The 20519-nt window shown below is 74.9% G+C and carries 19 protein-coding genes; 8 read left to right on the top strand and 11 right to left on the bottom strand.

All coding sequences use genetic code 11. The features are described 5' to 3' along the window. Window positions 1-36: 36 nt before the first annotated feature. The 3 genes from ACJTNH_RS19985 to ACJTNH_RS19975 form a co-directional block, all read right to left on the bottom strand. Window positions 37-1005 carry an ABC transporter substrate-binding protein gene (locus ACJTNH_RS19985; protein WP_458178889.1) on the bottom strand — a complete coding sequence of 323 codons (969 nt, stop codon included), beginning with the start codon at window positions 1003-1005 and terminating at the stop codon, window positions 37-39. Window positions 1006-1283: 278 nt separating this feature from the next. Next, on the bottom strand, window positions 1284-2219 hold the full coding sequence (locus tag ACJTNH_RS19980; RefSeq protein WP_458178887.1) for a LysR substrate-binding domain-containing protein: 936 nt from the start codon (window positions 2217-2219) through the stop codon (window positions 1284-1286). Window positions 2220-2230: 11 nt separating this feature from the next. Beyond that, window positions 2231-3040 (bottom strand): alpha/beta fold hydrolase, encoded by an 810-nt coding sequence (locus ACJTNH_RS19975; protein ID WP_458178885.1) that lies wholly within the window; start codon window positions 3038-3040, stop codon window positions 2231-2233. 165 nt (window positions 3041-3205) lie between these two features. Here ACJTNH_RS19975 and ACJTNH_RS19970 point away from each other — a divergent pair, with 165 nt between their 5' ends. Further along, entirely contained in the window at window positions 3206-3577 is a 372-nt protein-coding gene (locus ACJTNH_RS19970) for a PaaI family thioesterase (RefSeq protein WP_458178882.1), read from the top strand. Window positions 3578-3649: 72 nt separating this feature from the next. Here the strand turns inward: ACJTNH_RS19970 and ACJTNH_RS19965 are convergent, their stop codons facing one another. Then, on the bottom strand, window positions 3650-4108 hold the full coding sequence (locus ACJTNH_RS19965; RefSeq protein ID WP_458178880.1) for a hypothetical protein: 459 nt from the start codon (window positions 4106-4108) through the stop codon (window positions 3650-3652). Between the two features lie 141 nt (window positions 4109-4249). Next, entirely contained in the window at window positions 4250-5233 is a 984-nt protein-coding gene (locus ACJTNH_RS19960; RefSeq protein WP_458178878.1) for a ferritin-like domain-containing protein, read from the bottom strand. A 206-nt stretch (window positions 5234-5439) separates the two neighbouring features. Here ACJTNH_RS19960 and ACJTNH_RS19955 point away from each other — a divergent pair, with 206 nt between their 5' ends. The 5 genes from ACJTNH_RS19955 (at window position 5440) to ACJTNH_RS19935 (ending at window position 14685) form a co-directional block, all read left to right on the top strand. Beyond that, window positions 5440-6237 (top strand): TetR/AcrR family transcriptional regulator C-terminal domain-containing protein, encoded by a 798-nt coding sequence (locus ACJTNH_RS19955; protein WP_458178876.1) that lies wholly within the window; start codon window positions 5440-5442, stop codon window positions 6235-6237. Window positions 6238-6429: 192 nt separating this feature from the next. Continuing rightward, on the top strand, window positions 6430-7263 hold the full coding sequence (locus ACJTNH_RS19950) for a DUF2382 domain-containing protein (protein WP_458178874.1): 834 nt from the start codon (window positions 6430-6432) through the stop codon (window positions 7261-7263). Window positions 7264-7452: 189 nt separating this feature from the next. Next, window positions 7453-8124, top strand: a complete 672-nt coding sequence (locus ACJTNH_RS19945) for a hypothetical protein (protein WP_458178872.1) — start codon at window positions 7453-7455, stop codon at window positions 8122-8124. Window positions 8125-8293: 169 nt separating this feature from the next. Then, a complete protein-coding gene (locus tag ACJTNH_RS19940) occupies window positions 8294-8533 on the top strand; it encodes a hypothetical protein (protein WP_458178870.1) in 240 nt (79 codons plus the stop codon). A gap of 125 nt (window positions 8534-8658) precedes the next feature. After that, entirely contained in the window at window positions 8659-14685 is a 6027-nt protein-coding gene (locus tag ACJTNH_RS19935) for a DUF3320 domain-containing protein (RefSeq protein WP_458178868.1), read from the top strand. Window positions 14686-14698: 13 nt separating this feature from the next. Here the strand turns inward: ACJTNH_RS19935 and ACJTNH_RS19930 are convergent, their stop codons facing one another. Then, complete coding sequence (locus ACJTNH_RS19930) at window positions 14699-15316, bottom strand: HD domain-containing protein (protein ID WP_458178866.1); 618 nt, start codon at window positions 15314-15316, stop codon at window positions 14699-14701. Between the two features lie 88 nt (window positions 15317-15404). Beyond that, on the bottom strand, window positions 15405-16286 hold the full coding sequence (locus tag ACJTNH_RS19925; RefSeq protein WP_458178864.1) for an NmrA/HSCARG family protein: 882 nt from the start codon (window positions 16284-16286) through the stop codon (window positions 15405-15407). Between the two features lie 93 nt (window positions 16287-16379). On the opposite strand from ACJTNH_RS19925, the gene ACJTNH_RS19920 reads away from it, so the two are divergent. Next, complete coding sequence (locus ACJTNH_RS19920) at window positions 16380-16838, top strand: MarR family winged helix-turn-helix transcriptional regulator (RefSeq protein WP_458178862.1); 459 nt, start codon at window positions 16380-16382, stop codon at window positions 16836-16838. A 67-nt stretch (window positions 16839-16905) separates the two neighbouring features. On the opposite strand, the gene ACJTNH_RS19915 is transcribed toward ACJTNH_RS19920, so the two are convergent. The 3 genes from ACJTNH_RS19915 to ACJTNH_RS19905 all read right to left on the bottom strand — a co-directional run bounded on the left by ACJTNH_RS19915 (window position 16906) and on the right by ACJTNH_RS19905 (window position 18780). After that, window positions 16906-17064 (bottom strand): hypothetical protein, encoded by a 159-nt coding sequence (locus ACJTNH_RS19915; RefSeq protein ID WP_222195326.1) that lies wholly within the window; start codon window positions 17062-17064, stop codon window positions 16906-16908. A 94-nt stretch (window positions 17065-17158) separates the two neighbouring features. Continuing rightward, window positions 17159-17779, bottom strand: a complete 621-nt coding sequence (locus tag ACJTNH_RS19910) for a hypothetical protein (RefSeq protein ID WP_458178860.1) — start codon at window positions 17777-17779, stop codon at window positions 17159-17161. Window positions 17780-17811: 32 nt separating this feature from the next. Next, a complete protein-coding gene (locus ACJTNH_RS19905; RefSeq protein ID WP_458178858.1) occupies window positions 17812-18780 on the bottom strand; it encodes a TIGR03557 family F420-dependent LLM class oxidoreductase in 969 nt (322 codons plus the stop codon). Between the two features lie 108 nt (window positions 18781-18888). On the opposite strand from ACJTNH_RS19905, the gene ACJTNH_RS19900 reads away from it, so the two are divergent. Then, window positions 18889-19788 carry an SMP-30/gluconolactonase/LRE family protein gene (locus tag ACJTNH_RS19900; RefSeq protein ID WP_458178856.1) on the top strand — a complete coding sequence of 300 codons (900 nt, stop codon included), beginning with the start codon at window positions 18889-18891 and terminating at the stop codon, window positions 19786-19788. 36 nt (window positions 19789-19824) lie between these two features. Here ACJTNH_RS19900 and ACJTNH_RS19895 read toward each other — a convergent pair whose 3' ends face one another. Further along, complete coding sequence (locus tag ACJTNH_RS19895) at window positions 19825-20292, bottom strand: NUDIX domain-containing protein (protein ID WP_458178854.1); 468 nt, start codon at window positions 20290-20292, stop codon at window positions 19825-19827. Window positions 20293-20519: the final 227 nt, after the last annotated feature.

The raw sequence follows: 20519 nt of genomic DNA, 5'->3' as shown, positions 1-20519 counted from the left end.
CGGGCCGGCCGGGCCGGCCCGCACCGGAGCCCGGGATCACAGGTCCAGCGCCGGTTCCCAGACGTACTCGTCGACGTCGGGGGCGTCCTCCAGGCCGGCGTACTTCTCCATCAGCTCCTGCGCCGTGGTGAAGCCGTCGGTGTCCAGCTCCGGCGTGCACGTGGTGCACCAGGTCGCCGCCGCGGCCGCCTCGGGCGTCAGGCCGAGGTGCTCGACCAGCGTCTGCCGGGCCTCGTCGACGTGCTCGGCGGCGTACCGCTGCGACTCGACCATGGCCTCGGCGAACCCGCGGACGACCTCCTCGTCCTCGGCGATCTTCTGCTCGCTGGTGGTGAACAGGCCCACCGCGGAGTCGGCGAACAGCTCCACGTTGGGCTTGGCGATCACCGTCGAACCGCTGGCCACCGCCTCGGCGATGAACGGGCTCTGCACCACGGCCGCGTCGATGTCGCCGGCGGCCAGCGCCGCCGGCATCTGACCGAACGGCATCTGCACCAGCTGCATGCTCGTCGGGTCGACGCCGGCCTGGTCGGCGAGCTCCTGCGCGGCCAGGGTGTTCAACGAGGCGAGACCGATGACCCCGAGGGTCTTGCCCTCCAGGTCCCCGGCGTCGGTGATGCCCGAGTCGGGGCCGGCGACCAGCGCGTTGCCCATGTCGTCGGCCTCCTCGGTGGCCTGCTGGCCGTCCGGGGTGGCGACCGCCTTGATCGGGATGTTGTTGGCCCGGGCGTTGATGACGTGCACGACCGTGGCGAAGCCGAAGTCGTACTGCCCGCTGGCGACGCCGGAGATGATCGCCGCGACATCGGTCTGCGGCACCAGCTCGAGCTCGACCCCGTGCTCCTCGAAGATCCCCTGGTCCATCCCGACGAACATCGGGGCGAACTGGGACGCCGGGTTGTACCCGACGGTCACCGTGGTGACCCCGCCCTCGGCGGCGGCGGCGGACCCGCCGCCGTCATCGGAGTCGCCGCCACAGGCGGTCAGACCCAGCAGGGCGGCCACGGAGAGTGCCGTGACCGACGTCGTACGACGACCATTCCTCACGGTCGCACCTCTTTCCATCGTCATTGATGTGTGTGCGGGACGGAAAGGTCGGCTGGGACCTCTTCCGGTGTTCGTCCCGGCGGGCGTGTCGCAGTTCACAGTAGCCAGCCAGGACATTCCGCGGAGAACTCGGATGTTCTCAATTGATAACGCGGGGAGATCAGACTGGACGGCGATGTCGAAACCGTGCAGGACCATTTCCCGGAGCGGCCACGGACGGCCGACCGGGGGTCGGATCAGGCGCCACGCGGCACCGCCGACGGCGCACGGGTCCGCACCGGCGGAGCCGGCGGGACCTCCCACGGGCGCAGCCGCAGGAAGTTGTCCAGCACCGTGGGCCGCGGGCCCGCGTGCCACATCGCCCCCATGGTCAAGCGCGGGGCCTCGCCCTCGATCGGGAGGTAGGCGACCCCGTGCTGGGCGGCCAGCCGGGCCGAGGAAGGCGCGAACGCCACGCCCAGCCCCCCGGCCGCCAGCCCGATGGCCACCCACGTGCTGTTGACCTCGTGGGCGACGCGTGGGCTGAAACCGGCGTCGTTGCACAGCGCGACGTAGTAGTCGTGCAGCTCGGGCTCCACCTTGCGGTCGATGAGGATGACGTCCTCCCCGGCCAGGTCGGACAGCCGCACCGAGCCCTGTTCCACGAGCCGGTGGTCGCGCGGCACCACCAGCAGCACGGACTCCTCGCTGAGCACCTCGGTGCTCAGGTCCGGGCGGGGGTCGATCGGCAGCCGGGTGAAGGCGAAGTGCATGTTCCGGCTGGAGATGCGCTCCACCGCCATCCGGCTGGTGGCCTCGCTGAGGGTCAGCAGCACACCCGGGTAGTGCTGGCGGAACACCCGCAGCGACCGGGGCAGCAGGTCGGCCAGCGCCGGCTGGATGAACCCGATGTTGAGCCGGCCCACCTCGCCCCGGCTGACCGCGCGCGCCCGGGCCATCGCCCCGTCGGCCTGGGCCAGCACCTCGAGGGCCTCCTCCAGGAACACCCGGCCGGCCTCGGTGAGCGTGACGTGTCGCCGGTCGCGCTCGAGCAGCTGGACGCCGAGCTCCTTCTCCAGCGCGCTGATCTGCTTGCTCAACGCCGGCTGGACGATGTGCAGCTTCTCTGCGGCCTTGCGGAAGTGCAGCTCCTCGGCGACGGAGACGAAGTAGCGCAGGTGCCTGAGCTCCATGCCCGGCCCGCTCAGTCGAGCCGGGCGAGCTGGGCGCACACGGCGGGCTGCTCGACGTGCGGCAGGTGGCCGGTGCCGGGGACGATCGACAGCTCCGCCTGGGGCAGCGCAGCCGTCCAGGCGCGGGCGTGCGAGACCGGCACGATGCGGTCGAACTCACCCCACAGCAACCGGACCGGCTGCCCCAGCCCCGCGACCCGGGCCGGCAGGGTCGGGTCGTGCATGTAGGGGTCACCCGCCAGCCGGTGGGCGGCGGCGCGGTTGCGCAGTTCGCGGGCGGCGGCGTCGGGGTCTCGTGTCGCCATCGACCGCCCCCGCTCGACGGCCGCGGCCCGCACGGCGGCAGCGTGGAAGGTCAGCTCGGCGGACTCGGCCGGCTCGAGGTCCAGCACCCGCGGCGCCGGTTCGGGTGCCGGCATGCCCGCCGGGTCGATGAGCACCAGCCCGCGCACCCGGTCGGGCTGCTGCAGCGCCAGCTCGGTGGCCACCCAGCCGCCCAGGGAACAGCCCACCACGAGCACCTCGGCCAACCCCAGCCGGTCCAGGAGCCGGGCGTGCTGCCGGGCCAGCTCGGCCGGGCAGCCGGCGCCGGTGTCCTCGCTCCCGTTGAAGCCCGGGTGGTCCGGCCGGACGACGTGGTGGGACCGGGCCAGATCCGCGAGGAAGGGCAACCAGCCACCGAGGTCGCCGACTCCGTGCAGGTAGACCAGCGCCGGTCCCGTGCCCGCGGTCAACACCCTCATGCGGGCCCCGTCGACGTCGACGCCCTGCTCGGCCACCTCCGGGGTGGGCACGCCTGCAGCCGTGGTCCGCATCGACATGAGTCCTCCTCGCCTGGGGCACCGCTCCGTGCCGACGTGACCCTAAACACTCCTCCTGATGAGGGCCAATGCCCGTACGCGTTCGTGTGATTCCGCAGCGGAATCAATTCCGCTCGCGCCGGGATGACGATGAGTCCTCCCGACCAGGGCGGGTAGCGGCGGTGGATGAGCGACGCGAGCTTCGTGGACACCCTCGGCGTGCACGGCGGGACGGCGGAGGACGGGACGGCGCACCTGCGGCTGGACGCCACCGACCGGCACCTGAACGAGGCGGGGACGGTGCACGGCGGCGTCCTGGCCACCCTGGTGGACACCGCGATGGGCCGGGCGGTGCGCAGCCGCACCGGCGAGACCGACGTCCCGGCCACGAGCCAGCTGACCCTGACCTACCTGCGCCCGGGCAGGCCCGGCAGCCTCGAGGTCACCGGCCGGATAAGCAAGCAGGGCGAGCACCTGACGGTGTGCGAGGCCGAGGTGGTGCAGGAGGGCCGCACGCTGGTGCACGCGGTGGCCACCTTCGCCGTCCTGCACCGCTGACCGGCCGACGAACGAGAGGGCGCCCGGACCAAATGGTGGTCCGGGCGCCCTCTCGGTACGCGCAGTGGTGGGTCAGGCCGGACGGCGGCCGGCGAGCTGGCGGGCCGCGGCGACCGCGTCGGCGTCCAGCGCGTCGGTGTCGCCCGCGCGCCGGGCGGCCGCCTGGCCGTCCAGCCAGCTGACGTGCCGCTCCCAGGCGGCGCGCGGCGGGACGCCGAGGGCCCGGCCGATCTGCGTCCAGTCGGCGCCACCCCGCAGGGCGGCGCGGATGCCGAGCTGACGGTGCTCGTGCGCCTTGCGGGCGACGACCTCGCCCAGGGCCAGCAGCTCGAGGGCCTCCTCGGTGTCCAGGGAGGTGCCGACGGCCTTGAAGCTGGCCCAGTCGTCGTCGTCGTCGGAGCGGTCGTTCGGGCCGTCGATGGCGACGTTGTCGCGCCGGCTCAGGAAGTCCAGCCGGGTCACGGCGGTCATGAGCGAGAACTCGCTCTCCAGCACCTCAGGGGTGGTGGCGACCTCAGGCACAGTGGTCATGAGACACAGCATTTCCCGAACCCGCGCGGCTGTAACGCGATGGTGACGATCGTCTCGTGTACCGCCGAGTGGCCTCGCCCACGGTGGCCGGCCGGGCGCGAGACGTGCCCGGCCGGCCACCGGCAGGCCGGCCCGGCGCGGTCACTCCGGGATGCCGACGGCCTCCTTGGCCAGCGCGGCGAGCCGGGTCTGGGTCGCGCTGACCACGCTGGAGCGGGCCTTGTGCGCCTCCTCGTAGCGGACGATCGCGTTGACCTGCTGCGGGTCGTCCAGCTCGCGGACCGCCTTGGCGATCTGCGCGGTGGACATCGAGTCGTAGCCCGTGATCGGCAGCTCGTCGGCGGTGAGGTCGCCGAGCTCCCGGCGGGTCGCGGCGACCGCCGCGGCGGTGCCGGTGTCACCCTCCCGCTCGGCGATGCGCTCGGCCCGGCGCAGCGAGGCGACCCGGCCGACGGTCAGGGTCTCCCGGACGGCGCCGGTGAGGGCGGTGGCCCGCCCGACCACGTCGCCGACGACGCCGTTGACCGCGCCGCCGGCCTGCCCACCGGCGTGCTGGGCGGTGTCGACGGCCCGGTTGACCGTGTTGGCGGCGAACCGGACCGGGAGGTTGGCCAGCTTGCTGGCCCCGCCGGCGACCCGCTGGAACGGGGTGGCCCGCAACGCGGCCGGCCCGCCCAGCGCCTGCTCGGCCAGGACGACGGTGAGCCACTCGACGGTGGCCGAGTGCGCGGTGACCAGCCGCTCCGCCAGCTCGTGCACGGCCGGCTGCTCCGCGGCCTGGGCCAGCACCTTGAGGTAGGTGGCGCGGTCGAGCAGCTGGTGCTCCAGCTGCAGGTCCTGCAGGAGCGCCTCGTCGATCGGCTCGGCCTGCTCGAGGGTGGCCTTGACGAGTGCGCCGAGCCGGCCGAGTGCCGGGGTGACGACGTCGGTCATCCCGCCGAGCCGGCGCAGCTGCTCGGCGATCGCGGTGGTGCGCTCCGCCGCGTGGTCGGCGTTCTGCTGCAGTTCGCGGCGGACGGCGTCGGTGCGGGCCTGGGTCACCCGGATCCGGGCGATCTGCTCCTCGGTCTGGGTGAGCACGAGCAGGGCGCGCAGCTGGGCGATGAGCGTGGTGGTGTCGGTCATGGGGACTCCAGGGTCGGGGTGTGACCTGACGTGCCCTCCGTGCCCCGTCGTCCGGTGCCGCTAACAGCAGCAAGCACGTTGGCTAGCAGTGATCGTCGTCACACCGGGACCACGCACGTCTGCCTCACAGGGGGTAGGTCTCCCGGACGGCCACCCCACGACCGGACGACGGCGAGGACAGTGACCGTGACACGAGGAGGTGAACGGTGGACACGACGAGTGACGACCCACGCGATCCGGACCTGGTGGCCGTGCAGGAGGGCCAGCAGGCGGCCAGCGAGCTGACCCGGCCCACCGGGCTCGACCGCGAGCGGATCCTGCAGGCGGCGATCGACTTCATCGACGAGAGCGGCCTGGCCGCGCTCACCATGCGCCGGCTCGGGGCCTCCCTCGGCGTCGAGGCGATGGCGCTGTACCGCTACGTGCCCGGTCGCGAGGACCTGCTCGACGGCGTCGTCGACCGGGTGGTCGAGACGCTGTGGGACAACGAGGACGGCGACGACGTCTACATCGGCGACCACTCCGGCTGGCAGGACTACCTGGTGCGGCTGGCCCACGGGATGCGCCGGATCGCCCTGGCCCACCCCGCCGTCTTCCCGCTGATCGCCAGCCGGCCACCGGCCGCCCCCTGGGTGCGCCCGCCGCTGCGCAGCCTGCGCCTGGTCGAGTCCTTCCTCGGCACGCTCTGCGACGCGGGCTTCTCCGACCAGGCCGCGGTCGCCGCATACCGCGCGTACTCCAGCTTCCTGCTCGGCCACCTGTTGCTGGAGGTCACCCAGATCGGGGCGCAGGTGAGCCTGCTGGACCAGCCCGAGGGTGATCCACAGGCGCAGGAGCGGACCGACCTGGCGGACTACCCGAACCTCGCGCGTACCGAGCCGCTGCTGGGCCAGGACAAGTCCGCGGCGGAGTTCGAGGAGTCCCTGGAGAACCTCCTCGACCGCCTGGAGCGGGTGCTGCACGAGGCGAAGGACTCCGACGGCGAGGTCAGCGACCTGGCCTGACCGGGCATCACGGCTGCACCGCGCACGGCCATCCCCGGCAGCCCGCGGGCCTGCGCGGTGGCCCGCTCGGTGAGCCCCCGGCGAATGTCGGGGCCCGCCTGTTTACGACGTAAACGGGCGGGCACAGGAGGGTCCGGTGGACGACGGCACCACGGTCGTCCCCCAGTCCACCCAGACCCTCCTGGAGGCATCGTGATCACCCAGCAGGACATCACCACCATCATCGGCAGCAACGCGGTCGACGCCAGCGGCGACAAGCTCGGCAAGGTCGGGCAGGTCTACCTGGACGACCAGACCGGCACGCCGGAGTGGGCCACGGTCAGCACCGGCCTGTTCGGCACCTCGGAGACGTTCGTCCCGATCAGCGACGCCTCGGTCTCCAACGGCACCCTCCGGGTCCCCTTCGAGAAGGCCAAGGTCAAGGACGCGCCGCGGATCGACGCCGACCAGGGCCACCTCTCCCCCGCCGAGGAGGAGGAGCTCTACCGCTACTACGGCGTGGGCATCGGCACGCGCGACACGACGGTCACCACCGGCCGCACCGACACCACGACGGGCCGGGACACCGGCATCGCCACCGACACCGCCACCGGTACCGACACCAACCGGCACGGCACCGTCGGCCACGACACCTCGGGCCCGACCACGGACGACGCCATGACCCGCTCGGAGGAGCAGCTCCGCGTCGGCACCCAGCAGGTCGAGGCCGGCCGCGCCCGCCTGCGCAAGTACGTCGTCACCGAGAACGTGACGACCACCGTCCCGGTCTCCCACGAGGAGGTCCGGATCGAGCGCGAGCCGATCACCGACGCCAACGTCGGCGACGCCCTCGACGGCCCGGCGATCTCCGAGGAGGAGCACGAGGTCACGCTGCACGCCGAGCGCCCGGTCGTGCAGAAGGAGGCCGTGCCGGTCGAGCGCGTGCGCCTGGACACCGAGACGGTGACCGAGCAGGAGACCGTGACCGACACGGTCCGCAAGGAGCAGATCGACACCGACGGCATCACCGGCACCGACCGCCGCTGAGCTGTCGGGTGCGCTCCTCGCGCACCCACCCCGCCGGATGGCGGCCGCCGGTCCCCCCGGCGGCCGCCATCCGGCACCGCCCCGCGACCACCGGGTCAGCCCGGCCCCTGGTCGCGCCCCCGAACTCGTCGCGGCCGGCGAGCGGCTGCTCGCCCGCCGGCCGCGACGACCTCACCCCTGGAGCACCCCATGACCGGCAGCACCGCACCGAACGACCCGTCCGACCGCGGCACCTCCGTGGGCGACCGGGAGACGAGCTTCCGCAACAACACCGCCGACGCCGGCGCCGGCGCGTTCGCCAGCAAGGGCGCGGCCCGCGATGCCGTCGACCGGCAGCACGACCGTTTCGGCGGGGTCAAGTGGGGCGCCGCGTTCTTCGGCTGGCTGTCCGCCAACGGCCTCGCCGTCCTGCTGATCGCCGTCATCTCCGCGGCCGGGGTGGCGATCGGGCTGACCCAGGACGTGCCCTCGGTCGACGAGGCCACCTCCAACGCCAGCGGCATCGGGATCGGTGGCGGCATCGCCCTGCTCGTCGTCCTCTTCCTCGCCTACCTGGCCGGCGGTTACGTCGCCGGGCGGATGGCCCGCTTCGACGGCGTCCGGCAGGGCGTGGCCGTGTGGGTGATCGGGCTGCTCGTCGTCATCGCGCTCGCCGTCGCCGGGGCCGTGTTCGGGTCGGAGTACAACGTGCTCTCCCAGCTGGAGCTGCCGCGCATCCCGATCGACGAGGGCACGCTGACGACCGCCGGCATCATCGCGCTGGTCGCCGTCCTGGTCGTGACGCTGCTGGGCGCCGTGCTCGGCGGCAAGCTCGGTGAGCGGTTCCACCGCAAGGTCGACCGCGCCGGCTTCACCGCCTGACCGGTCCAGGTACCCGTACCGCCACCGTCGACCAGGGGGGAGGTCGACGGTGGCGGTACGGCCACGTCCGGACCTGCCGGCTGGGACGGACGGGGCCAGTGGGGCGCCGGGGCTGGTGCAGTGAGCGTGTTGCCCGGAGGATGCCGCCCCCGCCTCCCATCGTGAGGCCATGGGGTTCACGTACCGCACGGCTCGCGCCGTGATGATGGTCGGGTCGCTCAGCGACCCGGCCGGCCAGACGGCACGGCTGATCGGACCCGCGCACGCCACGCTCGGCCTCTCCGGTTCCCGCGGACGGACGGCCCTGTGCGGGGCCTACGTGGCACGCGACGAGGCGGTCCCGTGGCCGCCGCAGCCGGAGGTCTCCGAGGCGCTCTGCCCCGACTGCAGCACCCTCGCCCGACTCTGACGTCCAGCCACCCGCGCTCCGCTGTGCGGGGAGTTCCGTCACAGAACGACAACTGCTGTCACACCCGCACCACCCGTCGGCCGGACCTGAGCGGAACGGTCCGTCCGACCGGGTAGACAGGGGCCATGGGGAACGCGGCCGACCTGCAGTGGAGCTCCGAGGGCCCGGCGCAGCCGTCGACGTCGCCGGCCACCGACCGCTGGCTGCCCGCGCCCCTGCCGTCTGCGCTGGAGGTGCTGGCCGCCCACGTGCAGCCGCAGCACCCCGCGGTCACCGCCCTGGTCGCCGAGGCGGCCGCCCTCCTGGAGGAGGGCACCGAGAGCAGCCGGATGGCCGGGTACACCGACGGCGCCGAGCGGGTCGACGAGATCGTCGAGGCGCTGACCTGGGCGGTGCGCCGGCGGGAGATCCGGTACAGCGAGCCGCCGGCCGACTGGGCCGAGACCGGCCAGCGGCTCCGCACCCCCGATGAGGTCCTCGACGGCCGGGCCGGCACGGCCCTGGACATCGTCCTCACCCTGGCCGCCGCCTGCGAGCACGTCGGCATCCGGCCGCTGGTCTGGGTGGCCGAGGGTCACGCCTTCCTCGGCTACTGGCGGGCCGAGCGCAGCGCCGAGGCCACCGCCACCACCGACGTCACGGCACTGGTCGGCCTGGTCGACCGCGGTGAGCTCCGGCTGGTCGAGACCACCCTGCTCACCGACCGCGGCGACACCAGCGCCGACCTGCAGGGGCCGGCGTACAGCCGGTGGCTGACCGGCGACCTCGACCGGGTCGTCGGGGTCACCGACGTGCACCGGGCTCGCCAGGACGGCGTGCTCCCGCTGCCCGCGCCAGGCCATGAGCACGACGCACCGCTCGCCGACGACGCACCGCTGGTCGGCGACACCCCGCTCGCCGCGCCCGGTCAGGACGGGGACGCACCGGTGGCCGGGCCCCGCCCCGGCGCGCCGGGCTCCCCCACCTCCGAGCCGGCCGTCGCGGACGACCCCGACGCAGGGGTCCCGGCCCGGGTCCGGCAGTGGCAGGAGGCGCTGCTGGGCCGCGGCCTCCGCGACCGGCTGCTCGACCACCCCGAGCACGCCGGCATCCCGCTGGCCGTGCCGCACGACGCACTCCCCCTGCTCGAGGACCTGCTCAGCACCGGGAAGACGCTCACCCTGCTGCCCGGGAACCGGCTGGCCGGCGACCAGCGCGAGCGGAGCCTGACCGCGGCCCGTGAGCTGCCCTCTCCCGAGCTGACCGAGCTGCTGACCGAGCAGCGGTCGGTGCGGCTCGACCTGCCGCCCTCGAGCCACCTGCCCCGGCTGCGCGCGCTGGCCCACCAGGCGCGCACCGTCGTCGAGCAGACCGGCGGGAACGACCTCCACCTGGCACTCGGCTCGCTGGTCTGGGAGGTCGACGGCCGGGCGGTGCGCTCACCTCTGGTGCTGATGCCCGTCGTCCTCGTCACCGACAGCCGGGACGGCTCCTACCGGCTGGCCCTGGACGAGTCCGGCACCAGTGCGCCCAACGGCTGCCTGCTGGCGGAGCTGCACCGGCGGCACGACCTGACCGTCCCCGGCCTCGCCTCCCCCGCCGAGGGCGCGGGCACCGACCTGCCGGCGGTGCTGCGGGCCGTGCGGGACGCGCTGGCCGCCGCGGAGCTGCCCTACCGGGTCGAGGCGACCGCCGACCTGGCCGTCCTCCCCGTGGCCGGGTACCGGCTGTGGGCCGACCTCGACGAGCACTGGTCGGACTTCTCGGCGAACCCGCTGGTGGCCCACCTGGTCGACGGCCCGGACGAGCGCTTCACCGACCCGGTCGAGGACATCACCGGCCCCGTCGACCTCGACGCGCTCGCCGCCCGGTGCCCGGTGCCGGCCGACGCCTCCCAGCTGCGCGCCGTCGCCGACGCCCTCGCGGGCCGGACCTTCGTGCTGGAGGGCCCGCCCGGCACCGGCAAGTCGCAGACCATCACCAACCTGCTGGCCCGCGCCGTCGCCGAGGGCAGGCGCGTGCTGTTCGTGGCCGGCAACCGCACGGCGCTGGACGTCGTGGCCCGCCGGCTGGACGCGGTCGGGCTGGGGCCGTTCGTGCTCGACCTGCACGACAAGGGCAGCCGGCCGGCCGTGGTCCGCGCCCAGGTCCGCGCCGCGCTGGAGCACGCCGTCGAGGGCGACGCCCCGGGGATGACGGCCGAGGAGGAGCGCCTGCGCTCCGCCACCCGTGACCTCGAGCGGTACGCCGAGCGACTGCACGCCCCCAACGCGGCCGGCCTGTCGTTCTACTCGGCGCGCAACGCGGTGCTGGCCGCCGACGGTGCGGTCCCCGCACTGCCGGTGACCACCACCTTCGCCGCCCGGGCCACCCCCGACACGGTGCTGGAGGTGCACCGGGCGCTCGCCCTGCTCCCGGAGATCGCCGGCCTGGCACGGCCCTCGGCCGGGCACGCCTGGGCCTTCCTGGACACCATCGACATCGACATCACCACCGTGCAGCAGGCGGCGGTCGCCGTCGACGCCGCGATCCGCGACCTGCCCGGCGAGGGCGGGCTGGCCTCCGTCGTCCGGGCCGCCCGCACCGCCGAGGACCTCGACGCGATCGTCCACCTGCTCACCGGCCCGGCCGTCGGCCTCGACGTGCTGGACGAGGTGCGCCGCCCCCGGTGGGCCGCGGCGACCGACGACCTGTCCGCGGCCGTCGCCGAGCTGGTCGGCACCGAGCAGCCCGGCCTGGACGTCACCACGCCGGCGGCCCTCGCCCTGCCGCTGAGCGAGCTGTTCGTGCAGGCCCAGGAGGCCGCGGCCGCCGGCTGGATGGGCCGCCGCGGCAAGCTGGCCGCCGTCCGCGACCAGCTGGCCCCGGCGCTGCGGCCCGGGGCCTCGGTGAAGACCTCCGACGTCCCCGAGCTGACCGCCGACCTCTACCGGCTGCAGACCGCGGTGCAGTCCCTCGCCGGCCGTGCGGCCGCCGTCCCGGGCCTGCTGGTGCCCGCCGGGTGGAACCCGTTCACCGACGCCGGCCGCACTGTGCTGGACGCCGAGGTGCGCTGGCTGCGCCGGGCAGCGGCCTCGGTCGACGGGAGCACCGGCTTCGCCGGGGCGATGCGCCGCTTCCTGGCCGGCGGCCCGGTCTCCGACCCGTCGTCCGCGCGCACCGTCGCCCGGCTGCGCGACGCGCTGAACGTGCTGCTGACCGCCTGCTCCAGCGACACCGCGCTGCTGGCGGCGTGGAGCGGGGACGACGGCCTGGTGCTGCGCTGGACGATGACCCGCCCCGAGCGCGGGGTGGAGTACGTGCACCCGATGTCGCTGCGGCGGTGGGTGAGCCTGCTCGACACCCTGGAGCCGCTGCGGCTGGCCGGTCTGACCCAGGCACGGGCCGCGCTGCGCGACGGGCTGCTGCCCGCCGACGACGCGGTGCGGGCCTTCGACCGTGGGCTGGCTGAGGCCTCGGTCGAGGAGCGGCGGACCGCGACCGGGCTGGACGCCTTCGACGCCGGGCAGCACGAGCGCACCGTCGCGCGCTTCGGCGCCGCCTCGCGCGCCGTCCGCTCGCACCTGGTCGACGCGTTGCCGGCGGGCGCGCTCGCCGGCCGCCGGCTCGACGCCGACCGGGTCGGCGCACTGCGGGAGGAGCTGGCCGAGCAGCGCTCGGGACTCGGCGTCCGCGGTCTGCTGTCCGCCTACGGCGAGCTGATCACCGCGGTGATGCCGTGCGTGCTCGCCTGCCCCGACTCGGTGGCCCGCCTCCTCCCCGCCGCCCCCGGGCTCTTCGACCTGGTGGTGTTCGACGAGGCCTCGCAGCTGCGGGTCGCCGACGCCGTCGGCGCGCTCGGCCGGGCGTGGTCGGCGGTCGTCGTCGGGGACAGCCGGCAGCTGCCGCCGGGCACCCACGGAACGCCGTCCGCGGACGACGAGGTCGCACCGGGCACCGTCGCCGAGCAGGAGAGCGTCCTCGCGGCGTGCCTGCAGGCCGGGGTGCCGCGGCAGCGGCTGTCCTGGCACTACCGCAGCCAGGACGAGACGCTCATCGCGTTCAGCAACGGCCGCTACTACGACGACCGGCTGTCCTCCTTCCCCGCGCCGGGGCCCGCCGCGTCGGGCGACCGCGGGGTCTCCCTGGTGCGGGTGTCCGGCACGCTCGTGCGCTCGGGTCCGGGCCGGCCCGCCGACCCGGCGGAGGCCCGGGCGGTCGTGGCCGAGGTGCTGCGCCGGTTCACCGCGGCGGCCCCGGCCGTGCCGTCGCTGGGCGTCGTCACCCTCACCGCCCCGCAGCGGACGCTGATCGAGGAGCTGCTCCGTGACAGCGGTGACGAGCGCGTCGTCGAAGCGCTGGCCCGCACCGACGGCGAGGGCCTGTTCGTCAAGGACGTCGACGCCGTGCAGGGCGAGGAGCGCGACACCGTGCTGCTCTCCCTCGGCATCGCCCCGGACGCCGCCGGGCGGCCGCCGCTCGACCTGGGCCCGATCAGCCGCGCTGGTGGCGAGCGTCGGCTCAACGTGGCGATCACCCGGGCGCGGCGGCAGGTCGTGGTGTTCAGCTCCCTCGACCCGGCGCAGCTGCCGGCCGAGGACACCGCCCCGATCGGCGTCCAGCACCTACGCGCCTACCTCGACCTGGCCACGCACGGGACCGGTGCGCTCCCCCAGCGCGCCGCGACCGCCCTCGACCGGCACCGGGACGAGGTCGCCGCCGAGCTGACCGCCCGCGGCCTGGTCGTGCGCACCGACGTCGGGCTGTCGGACTTCCGGGTCGACCTGACCGTGGCCCCCGCCGACGCGCCCGACGCCCCGGTGCTGGCCGTGTTGCTGGACGGGCCGGCCTGGGCGCACCGCCGGACCGTCGGTGACCGGGACGGCCTGCCCGTCGAGGTGCTCGGCGAGCTCGTGCACTGGCCGGCCGTGGAGCGGGTGTGGCTGCCGACCTGGCTCGCCGACCGCGAGGCCGTGCTGGCCACGCTCGTCGCCGCCGTCGAGGCCGCCGCGCCGCTGGTCGTGCAGCCCGAGCCCACCCCCGAGCCGGACCCGGAGCCGGAGTACGACGGCCCCCTCGCCGAGGTCATCCAGCTGCGCCCCACCCCCGTCACCCGACCCGTCGAGCCCGATGCACCCGAAGCAGACCCCGCGGACGCCGAGGCCGTCGAGCCCGAGGCCGTCGAGGCACCCGAGATCGTCGAGGCCGAGCAGGAGGCCGTCGAGGTCCTGGCTCCCGAGGCCCCTGTCACCGAGGCCCCTGTCACCGAGGGCCCTGCCACCGAGGGCCCTGCCAGCGACTCCCCTGCCAGCGGCTCCGAGCCGGCCGGCGACGGTTCCGCGGAACCGTCCCCCGCCGGACCCGCGACCAACGACGTCCCGACCGCGGAGCCCGCACCGCTGGCTGCCGCGCCGACCGAGGCCACCCTGCCGGCGACCGCCACCCGGGCCGGGAAGCCGACCACGACCGGGGCCAGCACCACGAAGGCCGGCACCACGCGGGCCAGCACCACGAAGGCCAGCACCACGGAGGTCGGCACCACGGAGGCCGGCACGGGCACCCCGACGACGACCACCCCGCGGAAGGCCACTTCGGGCAAGGCGGCCGCCAAGCCGGCCGCTGCCGGCAGCATGCCGGCACCGCTGGACGAGGAGCAGCCCTTCATCGCCTGGGCGCCGAAGCCGGCCGGGGAGAAGAAGCAGCTCGACCAGCTCTCCGACCCCGCGGTCGCCCGGGTGGTGCGCCGGGTCCTCACCGCCGGGCTCAAGGCCGAGGGGCCGGTGCACCGCGACCGGCTGACCCGCCTGACAGCCGCGGCGTTCGGGCTGTCCCGGGTGACCGAGGCCCGCCGGGACGCCCTGCTGGGGCTGCTGCCGGCCACCGCCACCGTCGACGGCGAGTTCGTCTGGCCGGCGGCGACCGACCCGGCGTCCTGGACGTGGTTCCGCCGTCAGGCGACCAGCGCGGAGCGGCCGCTGGACCAGGTCGCGCCGGCGGAGATCGGCAACGCCATGGTCGCGCTGTGCCGGGCGGAGGCCGGGCTGGCCAGGGACGAGCTGCTCACGCGCACCCTGGAGGTGTTCGGCCACCGCCGGCGCACCCCTGCCCTGCTGCCCCTGCTGGAGTCCGCGCTGGACCGGGTGGTGGCGGCCGGCCGGCTCACCGCGCAGGCCGACGGCCGGTTCACCGCCTGACCCGCAGCCGCCCTCAGCCGTCGAGCGGGTTGGCCCGCACCCGCTCGGCGAAGCCACCGGCGACGAACCGGCCGGCCCGCGACGCCGGCTTGCGCCGGGCCTGCTCGGAGAAGCAGCCGAGGAACTCCTCGGCCAGCCCCTGCCGCGGGTACCGGGTGAGCACCTCGGTGCGGAACGCGGCCGGCCAGTCCTCGGGGCGGCGGCCGGACACGTCCAGCCCGGTCGCCAGCTCCAGCAGGTGACCCTCGGGGTCGGCGGCGGGGTCGACCTCGTCGGCCATGTGCGCCACGATCACCGCGGCCGCCCGGTCGCGGCGTGCGGCGTCCCAGCCGGCTCCCGTCGCGAAGACCCAGGCCACCGCTCCCCCGGCCTCCTCGAACGGCACCGTCGCACTGTCGAAGACCGGCACCAGCCCGATGTCGTGCAGCATCGTCGCCACGTACAGCAGCTCGGCGTCGAACGCGATGCCGCGCGAGCGGCCGTACTCCGCCGCCCACAGGTACGAGCGGCAGGAGTGCGCCAGCAGCGCCGGGGAGCAGAACCGGCCGGCCACCTCGAGCGCGAGGGCCGCCGCGGCGGAGTCCGGCACCAGGTCAGCGAGGGGGCCCGGGGCAGCGGGAACGGGGGTCACGGACGGCAGTCTGGCCGCCGTCGGCGTCCCCCGTCCCCCTGCGCGACCGATCTGGCAGGGATCCGGCGGGGATCGGCAGGTACGCCGCTCAGCCGGCCGGGGCCCAGCCGGTGTCGGCCAGCCAGCCGGCCAGGTCGTGGGTGCCGGGCACCAGCGCACGGGTGCCGGGCCGGTCACCCTGGTAGGCGGGCCGCTGGGTGAACCAGGTGAACATCGCGGTCATGTCCTCGTCGCCGCCCAGCACGGCCAGCGGCAGCGCCTCGTAGCGGGCGGGCAGGCCGGCGGCGGCGCCGAACACCTGGGCGACCTGGTCGCCGGTCAGCTCGTCGCCGGCCAGCTCGATCGCGCCACCGGGCACCCGGCTCGGGTCCAGGAGGGCTGCCGCGGCGGCGGCGCCGATGTCGGCGACGGCCACCATCTGCAGCGGCACGTCGCCGGGCAGCGGGAGTCGGACGACGAGCGAACCGTCCTCGAGCGACGGCCCCTGCCCGGTGAGGTTCTCCATGAAGAACACCGGTCGCAGGAACGTCGCCGGCAGCCCCAGGGCCTCGATGTGCTCCTCGACCCGGCGCTTGCTCTCGAAGTGCGGGACGCCGGTGTGCCGCTCGGCGCCGCCGACCGAGCTGTAGACCAGGTGGCCGGCGCCCACGTCGGCCACCGCGTCGGCGAGCGCGTGACCGTCCTCGACCTCGCCGTCCACACCGCGCTCGGTGAACGTCGTCATCCCGAACACCCGGTCGGCGCCGCGCAGCGCGGCGCGCAGCGACTCAGGGTCGCGCAGGTCGGCGCGGGCCAGCTCGGCCCCACGCGCGGCCAGCGCCTGCGCGGCTGCCGCACCGGGGTCGCGCACCAGCGCGCGGACCTGGGCGCCGGCGTCCAACAGCGCCCGGGCGGTCGCCCCGCCCTGCTGACCGGTGGCGCCGACGACGGCGACCAGCGGGCTGTCGCTGCGGTGCGGAGTGGTGCTCATGCTGTACTCCCTCGGACCGGGAACCACCTCACGCGGTTCCTGTAGCCGGCTCAACATTAGTCGGCTCAGTTCATTCCGAGGGGGCATGGAGCGATGGCCGATCCGGTCGAGGGCGTCGGCCCGATCAGCGCACTGATCCCCGCCGTGGCCCGGGCGCACCGCACGCTGGCCGGCGCACTGCTGCGCGAGGTGGGGCTCTACCCCGGACAGGAGCTGCTGCTCATGCTGCTCTGGGACCGGGAGCCCCGCTCCCCCGGCGAACTGGCCCGCGAGCTGCAGGTCGAGCCGCCGACCGCGGTCAAGGCGGTGGCCAGGCTGGAGGAGGCTGGCTTCCTCCAGCGCGAGCGCTCCACCGACGACCGCCGGGTCGTGCTGGTGTCACTGACCCCGCGAGGGCGCGAGCTACGGGGCCGGGTCGAGCAGATCTGGGCCGAACTCGAACGTCGCACCGTCGGGGACCTCGACGCAGGCGACCGCGAGCGGCTCACCGAGCTGCTCGCGGCCGTGCGCCGCAACGTCGGCGAGGTCGGCCCGGACCCGGTGGGGATCTGACCAGCCCGACGCTGACCACCCGGCGGTCCGGGCCCAGCCCGGCGGCAGAGCGCCGCCGGGCGTCGGATCAGACCCGGCCGGTACCGCGGCCGGTGGTGCCGCCGCTCTTGTTGCCGCGCAGCGACGAGATCGCGCTCTTGATCTTGCGCTGGTTCTCCGGCTTCTGCGCCGCGGAGATCGCCTTCTTGGCCGCAGCGCCCTTGGTGAGCTTGCTCATCAGTCCCATGTCGATCTCCTTCTCTCCGTGCGGACGTGCGGTACGTACCGTCCTCAGGGATGCCCGCCCGGAGCCGTCTTCAACCGGAACCGGGTCATCTCACTCAGGTCTCGGCGTCCGCCGGCTCGGCGTCACCGAGCCCGCTGTCCCGGGCGAGCAGGTAGGTCGCGCCACCCAGCAGCAGGCCCGCGAGCACGGACAGGACGACCACCACCGGAGTGCTGATCGGGCCGATCGCCCAGGTCAGCAGCGACCGGGACCGCGAGGTCGGGTCGGCGAGCACCACACCGACGAAGACCGCGGCGAGCAGACCCGCACCGACGGCGAACACGCTGGAGGCCCGCCCGGTCCAGCCGAGACGGGCCCGCAGCTCACGGGCGGCCCGCACGATCCGCCCGGCCCGCAGCACCCGCAGCGCCCCGACCGCCCGGACCAGCCGGAGCACCTGCACCGGCCCGACGGCCAGGACGACGGCGACCACGACCGCGAGGGTCAGCACCAGCAACCCGACGTGCCCGCGGACCCAGGCCCGCTTGTGCTCCGCGACGGCGAACAGCAGCACCGCCTCACCGACGAGCACCGCACCGCTGAGCAGGTCGACCCAGCGCCCGGCGGTGCCCAGCGGCCCCCCGACGAAGGTCAGGAACATCGCCGGCACCGACGCCAGGGCCGCGACGAGCACCGGCAGCGCCAGTCGGCGCTGCCAGCGCTCCTCGCGGCTCACCCCGGCGGGTCGGTGGTCCGGCGCGGTGGCGCTCAGGACGACGGCGTCAGCGACCGCACCCGCTCGATCAGCTCGCTCTTGCAGACGTCCATGAAGCCGTCCGGGTCCGGCCCGGCGTTCTGCAGGACGATGTGGTCGAAGCCGGCGTCCACGTAGGGCTGGGCCTGCTGCACGTGCCGGTCGAGGTCGGGCCCGCAGGAGAACTGGCCCTTGACGTCCTCGGCGGTCACCGAGCTGCTCGCGGCGTCGAAGTTGACCGGGTTGGGCAGCTCGCTCATCACCTTCCAGCCCGACAGCGCCCAGCGGCTGGTCCTCAGCGCCTCCTGCGCGGCGGCGTCCTCGTCGGTGGCCCAGGCCATCGGCACCTCGGCGTACTTCGGCCCGCTGCCGCCGTGCTCGGCGTAGGCCTGCACCAGCTCGGGCTTGGGCTCGGTGGCGAACAGGCCACTGCCGTACTGGGCGGCGAGCTTGGAGGCCCCGGGGCCACCGCTGGCCACCGCGAGCACCGGCAGCTGGTCGGGCAGGTCGAAGACCCGCGCGTCCTCCAGGGTGAGGTACTTCCCCTCGTAGGACTGGTAGCCGCCCTGCCAGAGCAGATTGATGATCTCCAGCGCCTCGCGCAGCATGTGGTGCCGGATCCGGACGGCCGGCCAGCCGCCGCCGACGACGTGCTCGTTGAGCCGCTCACCGGCACCGATGCCCAGGGTGAACCGGTTGTCGGAGAGGATCTGCACGGTCGCCGCGGCCTGGGCGATGATCGCCGGGTGGTACCGCACGGTCGGGCAGGTGACGCCGGTGGCCAGCCCGATCCGCTCGGTCTTCGCCGCCATCGTGCCCAGCATCGACCAGGTGAAGCCGCTGTGCCCCTGCTCCTCCAGCCACGGGTGGTAGTGGTCGCTGAGCTCGACGAAGTCGAAGCCGGCCTCCTCGGCCGCCACCGTCTGCTCGACGATCTGCGTCGGGGTGAAGGCCTCGGTGGCGAGCTTGTAACCGACCTGCATGGGGTGTCCCTCCGTCGTCCACTGTCGTGTCGGACTCCCCGTGCCCGAGCGGCCGGAGCAGGAAACCGGCGGCTGCGCGCGGCGGCCGGCGCTGGCTAGGGTCCGGCCATGACGACGAGGTCACTGAGCACCCTGTTCACCGGCGGCGCCTACTTCGAGGGCCCGCGCTGGCACGACGGCACCTGGTGGGTGTCGGACTTCTACCGGCGGACGATCAGCCGGATCGGCACCGACGGCGCCGAGCAGGTGGTGGCCGAGGTGCCCGGGCAGCCCTCGGGCCTGGGCTGGCTCCCCGACGGCGCGATGGTCGCGGTCTCGATGAAGGACCACCGGCTGCTGCGGGTCACCGACGGGCAGACCACCGAGCTGGCCGACCTCACCGAGCACTGCGGCGGCCACCTCAACGACCTGGTGGTCGACGACGCCGGGCACGTCTTCGTCGGCGACTTCGGCTTCGACCTGATGGGCGGCGGGGCGGCCGGCACGGCGTCGGTGAAGCGGGTCGACCCGGATGGCACGGTCACCGTGGTGGCCGAGGGCCTGCAGTTCCCCAACGGCATGGTGATCACCCCGGACGGCGGGACGCTGCTGGTCGACGAGACGCTGGGCAACCGGGTCACCGCCTTCGACCTGGCCGCCGACGGCTCGCTCACCGGCCGCCGGGTGTGGGCCCAGCTCGGCCCGGAGGTCACCGGCAGCACCACCGAGGAGGTGCTCGGTCAGCTGGTGGTCGCCCCCGACGGCTGCACGCTCGACGCCGAGGGCCACCTGTGGATCGCCGACGCCGTCGGCGGCCGGGCGGCGCGGCTGGCACCGGGCGGTGAGGTGGTCGAGGAGGTGCGCGCCCCCGAGGGGCAGGGCGTCTTCGCCTGCGCCCTGGGTGGGGACGACGGCCGGACCCTCCTGCTGTGCTGCGCGCCGGACTTCTACGAGCACAACCGCGCGCCGGTGCGCGAGGCGACCTTGCTGACCACCACGGTCGACGTCCCGCACGCCGGACGCCCCTGACCCTGGGGAGCGCCCCGCACCGGGTCGGGGCGCTCCTCAGGAGGGGTCGAGCCGGGCCAGCAGCCGGTCCAGGAACGGCACCTGGCCGCGCACCAGCGCGACCCGGGCCTGCTCGACGGTGAGCCAGGCGGCCCGGTCGACCTCGGGGAACTGCTGCACCCGACCCGAGCGGGGCGGCCACTCCAGGTCGAAGGTGTTGCTGACGCAGGCGGTGGCGTCCAGGTCTCCCTCGGCGGCGAAGACGGTGAGCAGCTTGCCGCTGGTCACCCGCAGCTCGCCGAGGTCGAGGAACTCCTGCGCGGGCACCGGCGAGCCCAGCTCCTCGGCGAACTCCCGCCGGGCGACGTCCAGCGGCTCCTCCCCCGGGTCGTGCTCGCCCTTGGGCACCGACCACGCCCCGGCGTCCTTGCGCGCCCAGAACGGGCCACCCATGTGCCCGAGCAGCACCTCGAGCCCGCCGTCCGCGGCCCGGCGGTACAGCAGCACACCGGCACTCCTCCGCACGGCGAGCAGCGTGCCATGCCGACCGCCGGGGTAATCGGCGTGCGCTCACCCCGGCGACCGCGTTGACTGCACCGGCCGCGCGGCACCACCGACCCACGCCCGCGGGGGGGGGGGGGGGGGGGGGGGGGGGGGGGGGGGGGGGGGGGGGGGGGGGGGGGGGGGGGGTCGGGTGGTGCTGGGGCGGGTCGGTGGGGGGGGGGGGGGGGGGGGCGGGGCGGGGGGGGGCG

Source organism: Modestobacter lacusdianchii, from assembly GCF_054177765.1.
Note: the sequence above shows the minus strand (reverse complement) of the source record. Positions and strands in the feature narration are given on the sequence as shown.